This is a genomic window from Pseudomonas allii (assembly GCF_055380095.1).
Window position 1 is genome coordinate 1,969,514 of record NZ_AP039450.1, and the last position, 13,978, is coordinate 1,983,491.

Consider the following 13,978-nt stretch of genomic DNA (forward strand, 5'->3'; position numbering starts at 1 on the left):
CGTGAGCATACACACTAAGAAAACGGATCGAGTAGGGAGTTAAGGATGCACTGGTGTTTTCAGGCAATAAAAAACTATGCCAACTTCAGCGGGCGCGCTTGTAGAAGGGAGTATTGGGCGTTTGCAGTTTTAGACTGGCTGCTGATGTACGGCTCAATTGTAGTAGCGGGCTGGGCCGGGGTTGCCTACAGTAGGTGGTTTTATATCCCGCTAGGTGTTTACGTTGTACTTATGATCATCCCCCGGCTATCTGTAACATTTAGGCGGCTTCACGATGTGAACACGACGGGCGCTTATATCCTGTGGTATGCGCTACCCTTCGTGGGTTTATTAATTGTGACCATTCGACTGCTTAGAAAAGGCGACAAGTTGGAGAATAACTACGGATTGCCTTGCCGTGATGTCGAACATGCTTAACAGACCGGGCTTACCGTAACCCAATAAAAAGGCCATTCAGTCGAATGGCCTTTTTTGTGGGCGTTTACTCGGCAATCTGTAGCTTTCGCGATTCCGTATAGATGTAGCGCACCTTCTCGTACTCAAACGGCGAGTTCATCTGGCCATACCGGAAGCTGGTCTGATAGCGCTTGTCCACCGCACGCAACGCCCAGATTTCCGGGTGGTTGGAGCTGACTTCCGACACGTTGAGGAAGTTGATCTGGGTTTCCGCGCCGTAGTCGACGATCAGGCCGGTGGTGTCGCGCAGGTTGGACGGGCCGAAGATCGGCAGCACCAGGTACGCGCCGCCGGGCACACCGTAGAAGCCCAGGGTCTGGCCGAAGTCTTCGCTCTGGCGCGGCAGGCCCATGGCGGTGGCCGGGTCCCACAGGCCGGCGATGCCGATGGTGGTATTGACCAGCAGGCGCCCGGTGGTTTCCAGGGAGCGGTGGCCTTTGAGTTGCAGCAGGCTGTTCAACAGGTTGGGCACGTCGCCCAGGTTGTTGAAGAAGTTGCTCACGCCGGTGCGCAGGAAACTGGGTGTCACATAGGTGTAGCCGTTGACCACCGGCAGGAACACCCATTGGTCGAAGCGGTAGTTGAAGTGGTAGACGCGGCGGTTCCACGACTCCAGCGGGTCATACACGTTGAGTGCGGTGAGCGACGAGCGCTCGAACTCACGCTGATCCAGGCCTGGGTTGAACTTGAGCTTGCTCAGCGGTTCCTTGAAACCGTCGGCGTCCACGTTGACCGGCTCATGGGCCTTGCTGTTGTCGGCATTGGCCGCGCCTGCACACATCAAGGCGGCAAGCAGCAGAAGATATTTAGCCACGGAAGAACTCCAGCATGGCGTCGGCGTTGACGCGGTAATTGAGGTTGCCGCAGTGGCCGCCCAGCGGGTAGACGGTCAAGCGATCGCCGAAGGTTTTACGCAGGAAACCAAGGTCGCCTGGGCCGAGGATCACGTCGTCGGCGTTATGCATGACGGCGATTTTAGGGCTGGCGTGCAGGTAGTCCTTGAGGGCGTACAGGCTCACTTGGTCGACCAGTTGCAACAGGCTGCCGCCATCGGAGCGCGCGCGCCACATCGGGATGACTTGCTCGGTGAGGTAGCAATCGAAGTCGCATTGCAGCGCACGCTTGAGGAACGGCGTGAGGCTGGTGCCTTCGGTGATCGGGTACTTCGGCGGGATGATCAGGCCACGGCGGTTGATCAGGTCCGAGGTAAAGGCGATGTCGGCCGCCGAGAAGCGGAACGAGGTGCCGATCAGCATGGCCATCTGTTCGTTGGTCAGGTGCTGCTTGGATTGCTGGAAGTCGTAGAGCAGGGCGTCGTTGAGGTCGATATAGCCCTTTTGCTGGAAGTAGCGGGTCAGCTTGTTCAGCACCAGCTCATAGAAGGTGGTGGTGTTGTTGATGCCCTTGACCTCGGTCTGTACCAGCTTGTCGAGGTTGGTGATCGAGGTGTAGAGATTGACGGGTGGATTCAGCAGCAAGACTTTCTTGAAGTTGAAGCTGCGGCGGGTCTCGTCCAGCTTGGCCACGAATGCCGCATCCAGGCCGCCCAGGCTGTAGCCGGTGAGGTAGAAGTCGGTCACCGGCAGCGAGGCGTTCTGTGCACGCACGGCTTGCATCACGCGGTACATGTCTTCGGCGTCTTCCTGGGTGATTCCAGGGGTGGCGAAGCGCGAGGCGGCGCTGATGAAGTCGAAGCTGGTGGGCGACGACAGTTGCACCACGTGGTAGCCGGCCTGGTAATACAGCTTCTTCAGGTATTCGTTGATGCTGCTGTCGAATCGCGCACCGGTGCCGGCGATCAGGAAGATCAGCGGCGCGGCGCGGTCCTGCTTGGCGATGCGGTAGGTGAGTTTCTTCACCGCCCAGAAGTTGTCCGGCAGGCTGAACTCGCGCTCGGGGCGCATGTTCAGGGTGTAGTCGGATTGGTTGATCTCGTCATCGCTCGGCAATTTGGGCCGAAGGTCGGGCGGTGTCGTGGCGATGGTCGCTTCAAACGGGTTGGTCAAAGGGTAGCCATAGCTGGCTTGGTCAATGTCGACGGCCAGTGCTGACGCACTCAGAAAAAGGCTGCCCAGCAAGGCAGCACAGCGCAAGGAACGGAGCATGACTTAATCCCTAGGAGGAAACGTGCTTAATGAAGTTCGCAGGCTATGACCACCGCGTTGTCACCGAAGTGCCAGCACTCGGCACGAAAAGTCGGAAAATAACGTCGGAATCGGGGTAATAGTAGCCAGACGATACACTTTGCCACGCATTGGTGAACACTAATTGTGTGTATGCGCCTTGCCAACGGCCACCGGGGCATTAAGCTGGGCGCCGTTTTTGCCTATCGGAGTGGCCCATGTCCCGTCGTTTACCGCTGATTTTGCTGCTTATTGCCCTGCCGGTATGGCTGGCTGCCAGTTACGGCGCGCGCTATGGCTTTATGGAAGATGGCCAGTGGGTCGGCATCTGCGTCGATGAGGCCAGCCGCTGGGAATGCCAATTGCGTTCGAACCTGGGCCTGATGATCCACTTCAAGGTGCTGGGTTGGGCAGCGTTGATCACGTCGGTACTGGCTTTTTTTGTGCCGGGGCGTGCAGGGTGGGGGTTGGCGGTGCTGGGTATGGTATTCGGGTTGCCAGCATTGGCGTTGTACAACACCACGTTTGCGGTGTTTGCGGTGGTGATCGCGGGGTTGCGGTTGGTCAGGAAGCCCAGCGCTGCCTGATAGGGCCTCATCGGGGGCAAACCCCCTCCCACATTGGTAATGCATTCACCTGTGGGAGGGGGCTTGCCCCCGATAGCGGTTTTAGACCTTGCGCACTCGCAAGCAGCGCCACAAGGCTGCCGTCATGAGCAGGCTCACTACCGCCCAACCCCAAGCCTGCTGGTTCAGCAACCCTTCACGGTACAACTGCGGCGCAATACCTGCGCCGATGATGAAGGCCAGCAACGCAATCTCCCGACGCGGCCCGGTTACCGGGCGCACCAGGTACACCAGGGCTGGCAACACCAGCGCGGCGCTCGGGAAACTGCGGTAGCGCGGGTCAAACACCAGTGCCAGCATCATCACCGCCCCCGCAAACCCGGCAATCGCCACCAGCCAGCCTGCGCGTTGCTCCAGCCAGTTGAATGCGCGTGCGCGCCAATCTTCCCGTGAGCTGAGGCTCAAGGCGGCATGGGCCAGCACCAGCAGGTTCAATGCCACCAGCAAGCCTGCCCACACCCATTCATCGTTGAACCGCGCGGTTACGCGCGTCAGCTCGGCCCAGGTGCCGATGGAGCAGGCTGCCACGGCACCCAGCAGTGGCAGGGCGATGGCTGCCTGCACACTGCGCACGCGACCACCCAGCACTAGAGTGCCTAGCAGGATGATTCCGCCTACACCCAGCCATAGCGGCCAGTACGGCACATTGGAAACCGGCCCGGCGAGGATGCCCTTGTCCTGGCGATCTGCATCGAACAGGCCCCAGTAACCGCCCACGGCGCCTTCGCTTGCGCGCTTCCATGGCTGGTCAAAGGCTTCGATCAGGTTGTAGCGCCAGCCATTGGCTTCCGCCATGGCCACGAAACCCCGCATGAACTTGGCTTCGTTGACCCGGCTCGGTACGGCGGTTTCGCGCTGGCGGCCTTCGCTGGGCCAGCCGGTTTCACCGATGAGGATGTCCTTGGGCGCGAATTTGTTGCCGAAGGTCTGGCGCACATCACCCACGTGCTTGAGTGCCTGGTCGATACCGGAAGGGTCATCTTCCCAGTACGGCAGCAGGTGGATGGTCAGGAAGTCCACCGCCGGCGCGATTTCCGGGTGTTGCAGCCAGAACTCCCACACGTCCGCATAGGTCACCGGCTGCTTGATGCGGCTTTTGACCGTCTGGATCAGCGTCACCAACTGTTTGGCGGTGACTTCTTTACGCAGCAGCGCTTCGTTGCCGACGATCACCGAGGTCACTACGTCAGGGTTGGCGTTTGCTGCGGCGATCAACTCTTCGATTTCTTTCTCGGTCGCCGCCGGGTCGCTGCTGACCCAGGCGCCGGCCATCACCTTCAGTCCATGCTTGCGTGCCATCTCCGGCAAGGCTTCCAGGCCGGTCATGGAGTAGGTGCGAATGCATTCGAAGCGGGTGGCCAGCAGGGCCAGGTCGGCGTCCATGCGTTCCGGGCGCAGTGTGAACGGCTGGTCAAACGGGGATTGGTCTTTATCGAACGGTGTGTAGGACGCGCATTGCATCTTGTGCGTGGCACTGGCGACATCGGGCAGCACTACGGGGCGGCCGAGGCCATACCAGTAACCGATCAGGGCCAGCAGGCCGAGGAGCAAGGCGCAAAAATAGGGCAGGGCAGGGAAGCGGGCAGTCGCAGGCATGGTCGGCTTATCTGGGGGAGCAAAGGCGCGCATCTTACCCGGATTTGGGCCGTCCCAGTGGGGCAGCATAATTTTGACATGCAAAGTTCGGGCGGGATTTTGACGTCACGTCCTACAAAATGCCCTGCTGGCCATGTGATGTCGTTTCTTGCTTGTATGAGGTCGCTGACAGAGCAGGTCGAAGGACGCGGCAGGTTGATGATCGAAGTGTCAGCACTCCACTGATGCCGCAGACACCGGATCGATGCGCGTGACGGGGGCGCGGTGCACCACATAACAACAGGTTGACGTCGCTCGGCATCCGTCGGGCGCAGCACTTTCGGGGAAGTACGATGAAGATGCGACGACTCTTGGGCGCAGCTGCCACTCTGGTAGTTGCGATGAGCTCCACACTGGCCAGCGCCGACAGCAAAACCCTGAGCATCGGCTATGTGGACGGCTGGTCCGACAGCGTTGCCACCACGCACGTGGCGGCAGAGGTGATCAAGGCCAAGCTCGGTTATGACGTGAAACTGCAAGCGGTGGCTACCGGGATCATGTGGCAGGGCGTGGCCACTGGCAAGCTCGACGCCATGCTGTCCGCCTGGTTGCCGGTGACCCACGGTGAGTACTGGGCCAAGAACAAGGACAAGGTGGTCGACTACGGCCCCAACTTCAAGGATGCGAAGATCGGCCTGATCGTGCCGGAGTACGTCAAGGCCAAGTCCATCGAAGACCTCAAGACCGACACCACCTTCAAAAACAAGATCGTCGGTATCGACGCCGGCTCAGGCGTGATGCTCAAGACCGACGAAGCCATCAAGCAGTACGGCCTCGACTACAAACTGCAAGCCAGCTCGGGTGCGGCAATGATCGCCGAGCTGACCCGTGCCGAAGACAAACAGGAATCCATTGCGGTCACCGGTTGGGTGCCACACTGGATGTTCGCCAAGTGGAAACTGCGTTTCCTGGACGATCCAAAAGGGATTTATGGTGCTGCTGAAACCGTCAACAGCATCGGCAGCAAGGGCCTGGAGAAGAAAGCGCCGGAAGTCGCGGCCTTCCTGAAGAAATTCCAGTGGGCCTCCAAGGACGAAATCGGCGAAGTCATGCTGGCTATCCAGGAAGGCGCCAAGCCTGATGCAGCGGCCAAGGATTGGGTTGCCAAGCACCCTGAGCGCGTAGCCGAGTGGACCGGTAAGTAACAGCCCCTGATATACCCTTGTGGGAGGGGGCTTGCCCCCGATAGCGATCTGTCAGCTATCGATGTACTGGCTGACACACTGCTATCGGGGGCAAGCCCCCTCCCACATTAATTTTGCCTCCCGCAAATCTTCCTGCGCCCCCGCAAACCCTCGCTACACTCGATCTAAGACTAAGGTCGTCTGGAACCTCTACGGCAGCCGCATACAGTGGATACGTTCCAATAATAAAAAAGCTGTGCTGCGAGGATAAAAACAATGAACGACAGCATTTACCTCTCGATTCAAAACAGCCCGCGTTTCAAGGAGCTGGTGAGAAAAAGGGAAAGATTCGCCTGGATTCTCTCGGCGATCATGCTAGGGCTTTACTCCGCTTTCATCCTGTTGATCGCCTACGGGCCACAAGTGCTGGGGGCCAAGCTCAGCCCCGGCTCGTCGATTACCTGGGGCATTCCCCTGGGCGTCGGGCTGATTGTGTCCGCCTTCATCCTGACCGGCATCTACGTGCGCCGGGCCAACGGCGAGTTTGACGACTTGAACAATGCGATTCTCAAGGAGGCTGCGCAATGATCGGTCGTCTACTGGCAATATTCGGCGCTTCGCTCTTTGCTCCGGCCGTTTGGGCGGCAGACGCATTGACCGGTGAAGTGCACAAGCAACCCCTGAACATATCGGCCATCGTGATGTTTATCGCGTTTGTCGGTGCGACCCTGTGCATCACCTACTGGGCTTCCAAGCGCAACAAATCGGCAGCTGACTACTATGCGGCCGGCGGCAAGATCACCGGTTTCCAGAACGGCCTCGCAATTGCTGGCGACTACATGTCGGCGGCGTCCTTCCTGGGGATTTCCGCACTGGTCTACACCTCCGGTTATGACGGCCTTATCTACTCGATCGGGTTCCTGGTGGGCTGGCCGATCATTCTGTTCCTGATCGCCGAGCGCCTGCGTAACCTGGGCAAGTACACTTTTGCCGACGTGGCGTCCTATCGCCTGGGCCAGACCCAGATCCGCAGCCTCTCGGCCTGTGGCTCGCTGGTGGTGGTGGCGTTCTACCTGATCGCGCAGATGGTGGGCGCGGGCAAGTTGATCCAGCTGCTGTTCGGCTTGGACTATCATGTAGCGGTGATCCTGGTGGGGATCCTGATGTGCATGTACGTGCTGTTCGGCGGCATGCTGGCGACCACCTGGGTGCAGATCATCAAGGCGGTGCTGTTGCTGTCCGGTGCCTCGTTCATGGCGCTGATGGTGATGAAGCACGTCAACTTCGACTTCAATATGTTGTTCTCCGAGGCGATCAAGGTTCACCCTAAAGGTGAAGCGATCATGAGCCCCGGCGGCCTGGTGAAAGACCCGATCTCGGCATTCTCCCTAGGCCTGGCACTGATGTTCGGTACCGCTGGCCTACCGCACATCCTGATGCGCTTCTTCACCGTGAGCGACGCCAAGGAAGCGCGCAAGAGCGTGCTGTATGCAACTGGCTTTATCGGCTACTTCTACATCCTGACCTTCATCATCGGTTTCGGCGCGATCCTGCTGGTGAGCACCAACCCGGCGTTCAAGGATGCGGCTGGCGCCTTGCTCGGCGGTAACAACATGGCGGCGGTGCACCTGGCCAACGCGGTGGGCGGCAGTATCTTCCTGGGCTTCATCTCGGCCGTGGCCTTCGCCACTATCCTCGCGGTGGTTGCCGGCCTGACCCTGGCCGGTGCGTCGGCGGTGTCCCATGACCTCTACGCCAGTGTGATCAAGAAAGGCAAGGCCAACGACAAGGATGAGATTCGCGTCTCGAAGATCACCACCATCGCGTTGGGCGTATTGGCGATCGGCCTGGGTATCCTGTTCGAAAGCCAGAACATCGCGTTCATGGTCGGCCTGGCGTTCTCCATTGCTGCCAGCTGTAACTTCCCTGTGTTGCTGCTTTCCATGTACTGGAAAAACCTCACCACCCGTGGCGCGATGATCGGCGGCTGGCTGGGCCTGGTCAGTGCGGTTGGCCTGATGATCCTTGGCCCGACCATCTGGGTCTCGATCCTGCACCATGAGAAAGCGATCTTCCCGTACGAATACCCGGCGCTGTTCTCGATGATCATTGCCTTCGTCGGCATCTGGTTCTTCTCCATCACCGACAAGTCGGCGGCGGCAGAGAAGGAGCGTGCGCTGTACTTCCCGCAGTTTGTGCGTTCTCAGACTGGCCTGGGGGCGAGTGGGGCGGTGTCTCACTAAGGTCGTAGCTGGATAGGGAAATGCCCCGGTCGAAAGGCCGGGGTATTTTTTTGTCTGGGTTCTGCGTTATGGGTACTCGCGTCATCGGGGGCAAGCCCCCTCCCACATTTGACTGTATTCACAAATAGACATGTTTGAACCGCGCCCGGTGTGGGAGGGGGGGGGCTTGCCCCCGATTGCGGTCGACCAGTTGTCACAAACAAAAACGGCCTCCACTAGCAGGCCGTTGAAAAAGGCCGGACTGAATTAGATTCTGGCAAACTCCCAGTCATGTTCCTCAATGTCAGCGGAAGACCGAGCCGATGCGTGGACCCGATCTCAAGCAAAACGACCTGTTCAGCTACACGACGCTGGAGCAGCGTATCCCCAAGGATCACCCGCTACGCCCGCTGCGCGAGCTGGTTGATGCGATCCTGGTGTCGATGGACTCTGATTTCGAGGTTTTGTATTCCTCGCTGGGACGCGCCTCGATTCCACCAGAGCGGCTACTGCGGGCTTCATTGCTGCAGGTGATCTACACCGTGCGTTCCGAGCGGCAATTGGTCGAGCAGATCGATTTTAATCTGCTTTTTCGCTGGTTCGTCGGCCTGTCGATGGACGAACGGGTGTGGGATCACTCGACCTTCAGTCAAAACCGTGACCGCCTGTTTAACCAGGATATTGCGCGCCTGTTCTTCCAGCGCATCAAGTCGCTGGCCCAATGGTCGCAGTACGCCAGCGATGAGCATTTCAGTGTGGATGGCACACTGATCGATGCCTGGGCTTCGCATAAGTCCTTCGTCAAAAAAGACGATGGCGAGAAGCCGGGCGATGAGCCTCCAGAGGACGGCCCTCGCAACAACTATCTCGATTTCAAGGGTGAGAAACGCGGCAACAAGACTCACCAATCGACTACCGATCCCCAAGCGCGGCTGGCCCGCAAGAGTCCGGCCGATGGCAGTCGCCTGGCCCATATGGCCCACACTCTGATGGAAAACCGTAACGGGTTGATCGTGGATGTGGAATGCACCGAGTTCAATGGACACGCCGAAGTGGGTGCAGCCTTGAAGATGCTTGAACGCACGGCCAAACCTGGCAGCACCGTGGGCGCGGACAAAAGCTACGACCAGAAATTTTTTGTCCAAATGGTGCGTGATTTGAAGGTGACGCCGCATGTCTCGAGGAAGGCCATCAAGAGCGCAATCGATGGCCGTACGACCCGTCATCCGGGTTACGGCATCAGCATGAAAATACGAAAAAGAATCGAGGAAGGATTTGGCTGGCTAAAGACCGTGGGTGGTCTGCGCAAGACCAAGCTGATCGGCCGCGAAAAGCTCAGCGCCCAGTTGCTGCTGGGCTTTTCGGTGTACAACTTGATCCGTTTGGGGAGCTTGTCGGGCTGGTGGCGTGGGTCGCATGTTTAGGCGAGGTACGCCCAGAAATCGTCCACAGGCAAATATTTGCGCTGGAATTGGCAAAACACCCGCTGATTGAGGCGGGATAAAGGTCGACGCCAGGCTTGAGAGGCTGAAAAATCTCAAGCTTGGCGGGTTGGGGGAGATAGGACTGAATTTTTCAACGGCCTGCTAGGGGAGGCCGTTTTCAGTGCAACTAAGCGATGCTTACTTGCGATCTTCCAGCTTGGTGATGTCACGCGACTCGTAGCCGGTGTACAGCTGGCGCGGGCGGCCAATCTTGTACGGGCTGGAGAGCATTTCTTTCCAGTGGGAGATCCAGCCGACGGTCCGCGCCAGGGCGAAGATCACGGTGAACATGCTGGTTGGAATGCCGATCGCCTTGAGGATGATCCCCGAGTAGAAGTCGACGTTCGGGTACAGCGAGCGTTCAATGAAGTACGGGTCGGTCAGGGCGATCTCTTCCAGGCGCATGGCCAGTTCGAGTTGCGGATCGTTCTTGATGCCCAGTTCCTTCAACACTTCGTCGCAGGTCTGCTTCATCACGGTGGCACGCGGGTCGCGGTTCTTGTAGACCCGGTGACCAAAGCCCATCAACTTGAACGGATCGTTCTTGTCCTTGGCCTTGGCGATGAATTTGTCGATGTTCGAGACATCGCCGATTTCATCGAGCATGGTCAATACGGCTTCGTTCGCACCGCCGTGGGCAGGGCCCCACAGTGCGGCGATGCCGGCGGCGATACAGGCAAACGGGTTGGCACCCGAAGAGCCGGCCAGACGTACGGTCGAGGTGGAGGCGTTCTGCTCGTGGTCGGCGTGGAGGATGAAGATCCGGTCCATGGCCTTGGCGAGTGTCGGGCTGATCGGTTTGATCTCGCACGGCGTGTTGAACATCATGTGCAGGAAGTTTTCCGCATACGTCAGGTCGTTGCGCGGGTACATCATGGGTTGGCCCATGGAGTACTTGTACACCATCGCGGCCAGGGTCGGCATCTTGGCAACCAGGCGGATCGCGGAGATTTCGCGATGCTGCGGGTTATTGATGTCGAGGGAGTCGTGATAGAAGGCCGACAGGGCGCCGACCACGCCGCACATGACGGCCATCGGGTGGGCGTCGCGACGGAAGCCGTTGAAGAAGGTTTTCAACTGCTCGTGAACCATGGTGTGGTTCTTCACGGTACTGACGAACTGGGCTTTCTGCTCGGCTGTTGGCAGTTCGCCATTTAGCAGCAGGTAGCAGGTTTCCAGGTAGTCCGACTTCTCGGCCAGTTGCTCGATCGGGTAGCCGCGATGCAGCAAAATGCCATTATCGCCATCGATATAGGTGATCTTCGACTCGCAAGAGGCGGTCGACATGAAGCCTGGGTCGAATGTGAAACGGCCCGTGGCCGTCAGGCCCCGTACGTCGATAACATCGGGACCAACGGTGCCGGTTAAAATGGGCAGCTCGACGGGGGCTGCGCCCTCGATGATCAACTGCGCTTTTTTGTCAGCCATGTGGCCTCCTATTTATGCTTCAAATCATCAGACAGACCCCCCACGCAGGGCCCGCACCACTATATTGATATAAATCCAGATGTCAATTTGCCTAAAGTCTTGCACCAGAAGGCTTTAACCGTACTTTTTCCTCGAAATTGCCTGCCATTTACGCCTTTTATTCCCCCAGCGCAATCCGCTATTAGGGTGAGGAGTGCGCGTTGTCATTAGTAACCTAACTGTCTATACTCGGCCACCGACCGCCAAGGGCTTTTGGGCTTGCTTTCATTGGGGGTCGCACTCCCTGGGTGGTGCTTACCTGACCAGTCGCACTCCCCAACAACTTTGCCCTGATTGTTAGGGGCTCTTCAGTGTGAAAAAAAGCCGTGAATAGCCAACGACCTGTAAACCTAGACCTAAGGACCATCAAACTCCCCATCACCGGCGTTACGTCGTTCCTGCACCGTGTTTCCGGCATCATCCTGTTCCTGGGCTTGGGCATCATGCTTTATGCATTGAGCAAATCCCTGGGTTCCGAGGAAGGATACGCCGAGGTGAAGGCATGCTTGACCAGCCCGCTGGCCAAGTTCGTAGCATGGGGCCTCCTGTCCGCTCTGCTGTATCACCTGGTAGCCGGTGTGCGCCACTTGATCATGGACATGGGCATCGGTGAGACGCTGGAAGGCGGCCGCCTGGGCTCGAAAATCATCATCGCCATTTCCGTGGTGCTGATCGTTCTGGCAGGAGTTTGGATATGGTAACCAGCGTTACGAATCTGTCGCGTTCGGGCCTCTATGACTGGATGGCACAGCGTGTGTCTGCGGTCGTTCTCGCGGCTTATTTCATTTTCCTGATCGGATACCTCGTCGCAAATCCGGGCATTGGCTATGAGCAATGGCACGGCCTGTTTTCCCACAATGCGATGCGAATCTTCAGTCTGCTGGCCCTTGTTGCCCTGGGCGCACACGCCTGGGTAGGCATGTGGACCATCGCGACCGACTACCTGACGCCGATGGCGCTGGGCAAGTCCGCGACTGCAGTACGTTTCCTCTTCCAGGCAGTCTGCGGCGTCGCGATGTTCGCTTACTTCGTCTGGGGTGTGCAGATTCTTTGGGGTATCTGATTCATGGCTAACATTCCAACTATTTCATTCGACGCCATCATTATTGGTGGCGGCGGCGCTGGCATGCGCGCTGCGCTGCAGCTGGCCCAGGGCGGTCACAAGACTGCCGTGATCACCAAGGTGTTCCCGACCCGTTCCCACACTGTATCGGCCCAGGGTGGCATCACCTGCGCCATCGCCTCCGCCGACCCGAACGATGACTGGCGCTGGCACATGTACGATACCGTCAAGGGTTCCGACTACATCGGTGACCAGGACGCGATCGAATACATGTGTCAGGAAGGCCCGGCTGCAGTGTTCGAGCTGGACCACATGGGTCTGCCGTTCTCCCGTACCGAGCAAGGCCGTATCTACCAGCGTCCGTTCGGCGGCCAGTCGAAGGATTACGGCAAAGGCGGGCAGGCTGCCCGTACCTGCGCCGCGTCCGACCGTACCGGTCACGCGCTGCTGCACACCCTTTACCAGGGCAACCTGAAAGCCGGTACCACGTTCCTGAACGAGTACTACGCCGTTGATCTGGTCAAGAACGCACAAGGCGAGTTCGTCGGTGTGATCGCGATCTGCATCGAAACCGGTGAAACCACCTACATCCGCGCCAAGGCTACCGTGCTGGCGACCGGCGGTGCAGGTCGTATCTACGCGTCCACCACCAATGCCCTGATCAACACCGGTGACGGCGTCGGCATGGCACTGCGTGCGGGCGTGCCGGTACAAGACATCGAAATGTGGCAGTTCCACCCGACCGGTATCGCCGGCGCCGGCGTACTGGTGACCGAAGGTTGCCGTGGTGAAGGTGGCTACCTGATCAACAAGCACGGCGAGCGTTTCATGGAGCGTTATGCGCCGAACGCGAAAGACCTTGCTGGTCGTGACGTTGTGGCCCGTTCGATGGTTAAAGAGATCATCGCCGGCAACGGCTGTGGCCCGAATGGCGACCACGTACTGCTGAAACTCGATCACCTGGGCGAAGAAGTACTGCACAGCCGCCTGCCAGGTATCTGCGAGCTGTCCAAGACCTTTGCTCACGTTGACCCGGTGGTTGCTCCGGTTCCGGTTGTTCCGACTTGCCACTATATGATGGGCGGCGTGCCGACCAACATCCATGGCCAGGCGATCACCCAGAATGCCGAAGGCGAGGACGAGATCATCCACGGTCTGTTCGCCGTAGGCGAAGTGGCGTGCGTATCGGTGCACGGTGCCAACCGCCTGGGTGGCAACTCGCTGCTCGACCTGGTGGTCTTCGGCCGTGCTGCCGGCCTGCACCTGGAAAAAGCGCTGACCGACGGCATCGAATACGATGACGCGACCGACGCCAACATCGAGGCTGCCCTGGCACGCCTGAACGCGCTGAACGAGCGTACCGATGGCGAAGACGTGGCAACCCTGCGTCGTGAGCTGCAAAGCTGCATGCAGAACTACTTCGGTGTATTCCGTACCGGCGAATACATGCAGAAGGGTATTGCCCAGCTGGCCGATCTGCGCAAGCGCATCGCCAACGTCAAGATCAACGATAAGAGCCAGGCGTTCAACACTGCTCGTATCGAAGCCCTTGAACTGCAGAACCTGCTGGAAGTGGCCGAAGCGACTGCCATCGCTGCCGAGGTTCGCAAGGAATCCCGTGGTGCCCACGCCCGTGAAGACTTTGAAGATCGCGACGACGAAAACTGGTTGTGCCACACCCTGTACTTCCCGGGTGACAAGCGCGTAACCAAGCGTGCCGTGAACTTCTCGCCGAAGACGGTTCCGACGTTTGAACCGAAGATTCGGACTTACTAAGG

General features: G+C 58.8%; 13 protein-coding genes. 9 read left to right on the forward strand and 4 right to left on the reverse strand.

Features of this window, described 5'->3' with window-relative positions:
* The first annotated feature begins 45 nt into the window (after nt 1–45).
* Nucleotides 46–417, forward strand: a complete 372-nt coding sequence (locus ACZ445_RS09000) for a DUF805 domain-containing protein (RefSeq protein ID WP_081049371.1) — start codon at nt 46–48, stop codon at nt 415–417.
* 64 nt (nt 418–481) lie between these two features.
* Here the strand turns inward: ACZ445_RS09000 and ACZ445_RS09005 are convergent, their stop codons facing one another.
* The gene (locus ACZ445_RS09005; protein WP_464705053.1) at nt 482–1,270 is read right to left on the reverse strand and encodes an MlaA family lipoprotein; all 789 of its coding nucleotides are present in this window, start codon (nt 1,268–1,270) and stop codon (nt 482–484) included.
* Complete coding sequence (locus ACZ445_RS09010; protein ID WP_058427894.1) at nt 1,263–2,561, reverse strand: serine/threonine protein kinase; 1,299 nt, start codon at nt 2,559–2,561, stop codon at nt 1,263–1,265. The genes ACZ445_RS09005 and ACZ445_RS09010 overlap by 8 nt, the downstream gene beginning before the upstream one ends.
* A 236-nt stretch (nt 2,562–2,797) precedes the next feature.
* Between ACZ445_RS09010 and ACZ445_RS09015 the strand changes: the two genes are divergently transcribed.
* Entirely contained in the window at nt 2,798–3,166 is a 369-nt protein-coding gene (locus ACZ445_RS09015; RefSeq protein WP_464705054.1) for a hypothetical protein, read from the forward strand.
* Between the two features lie 81 nt (nt 3,167–3,247).
* Here ACZ445_RS09015 and ACZ445_RS09020 read toward each other — a convergent pair whose 3' ends face one another.
* Nucleotides 3,248–4,801: a glycoside hydrolase family 17 protein gene (locus ACZ445_RS09020; protein ID WP_058427892.1), complete on the reverse strand. Its 1,554-nt coding sequence runs from the start codon at nt 4,799–4,801 to the stop codon at nt 3,248–3,250.
* 332 nt (nt 4,802–5,133) lie between these two features.
* Here ACZ445_RS09020 and ACZ445_RS09025 point away from each other — a divergent pair, with 332 nt between their 5' ends.
* The 4 genes from ACZ445_RS09025 to ACZ445_RS09040 all read left to right on the forward strand — a co-directional run bounded on the left by ACZ445_RS09025 (nt 5,134) and on the right by ACZ445_RS09040 (nt 9,610).
* Entirely contained in the window at nt 5,134–5,985 is an 852-nt protein-coding gene (locus ACZ445_RS09025; protein ID WP_025857941.1) for a glycine betaine ABC transporter substrate-binding protein, read from the forward strand.
* A 255-nt stretch (nt 5,986–6,240) separates the two neighbouring features.
* Nucleotides 6,241–6,552, forward strand: coding sequence for a DUF485 domain-containing protein (locus ACZ445_RS09030; protein WP_016972153.1), 312 nt, complete (start codon nt 6,241–6,243; stop codon nt 6,550–6,552).
* Nucleotides 6,549–8,207 (forward strand): cation acetate symporter, encoded by a 1,659-nt coding sequence (locus ACZ445_RS09035; protein ID WP_058427891.1) that lies wholly within the window; start codon nt 6,549–6,551, stop codon nt 8,205–8,207. Before ACZ445_RS09030 ends, ACZ445_RS09035 begins: the two co-directional genes overlap by 4 nt.
* Nucleotides 8,208–8,509: 302 nt before the next feature.
* Entirely contained in the window at nt 8,510–9,610 is a 1,101-nt protein-coding gene (locus tag ACZ445_RS09040; RefSeq protein WP_464707263.1) for an IS5 family transposase, read from the forward strand.
* Nucleotides 9,611–9,808: 198 nt separating this feature from the next.
* On the opposite strand, the gene gltA is transcribed toward ACZ445_RS09040, so the two are convergent.
* Nucleotides 9,809–11,098 carry a citrate synthase gene (gene gltA / locus ACZ445_RS09045; RefSeq protein ID WP_016979565.1) on the reverse strand — a complete coding sequence of 430 codons (1,290 nt, stop codon included), beginning with the start codon at nt 11,096–11,098 and terminating at the stop codon, nt 9,809–9,811.
* 365 nt (nt 11,099–11,463) lie between these two features.
* Here gltA and sdhC point away from each other — a divergent pair, with 365 nt between their 5' ends.
* The 3 genes from sdhC to sdhA are packed head-to-tail and all read left to right on the forward strand — an operon-like array spanning nt 11,464 to nt 13,976.
* On the forward strand, nt 11,464–11,838 hold the full coding sequence (gene sdhC / locus ACZ445_RS09050) for a succinate dehydrogenase, cytochrome b556 subunit (RefSeq protein ID WP_003172804.1): 375 nt from the start codon (nt 11,464–11,466) through the stop codon (nt 11,836–11,838).
* Complete coding sequence (gene sdhD, locus ACZ445_RS09055) at nt 11,832–12,200, forward strand: succinate dehydrogenase, hydrophobic membrane anchor protein (RefSeq protein ID WP_003172805.1); 369 nt, start codon at nt 11,832–11,834, stop codon at nt 12,198–12,200. Before sdhC ends, sdhD begins: the two co-directional genes overlap by 7 nt.
* A 3-nt stretch (nt 12,201–12,203) precedes the next feature.
* Complete coding sequence (gene sdhA / locus ACZ445_RS09060; protein ID WP_010211741.1) at nt 12,204–13,976, forward strand: succinate dehydrogenase flavoprotein subunit; 1,773 nt, start codon at nt 12,204–12,206, stop codon at nt 13,974–13,976.
* Nucleotides 13,977–13,978: the final 2 nt, after the last annotated feature.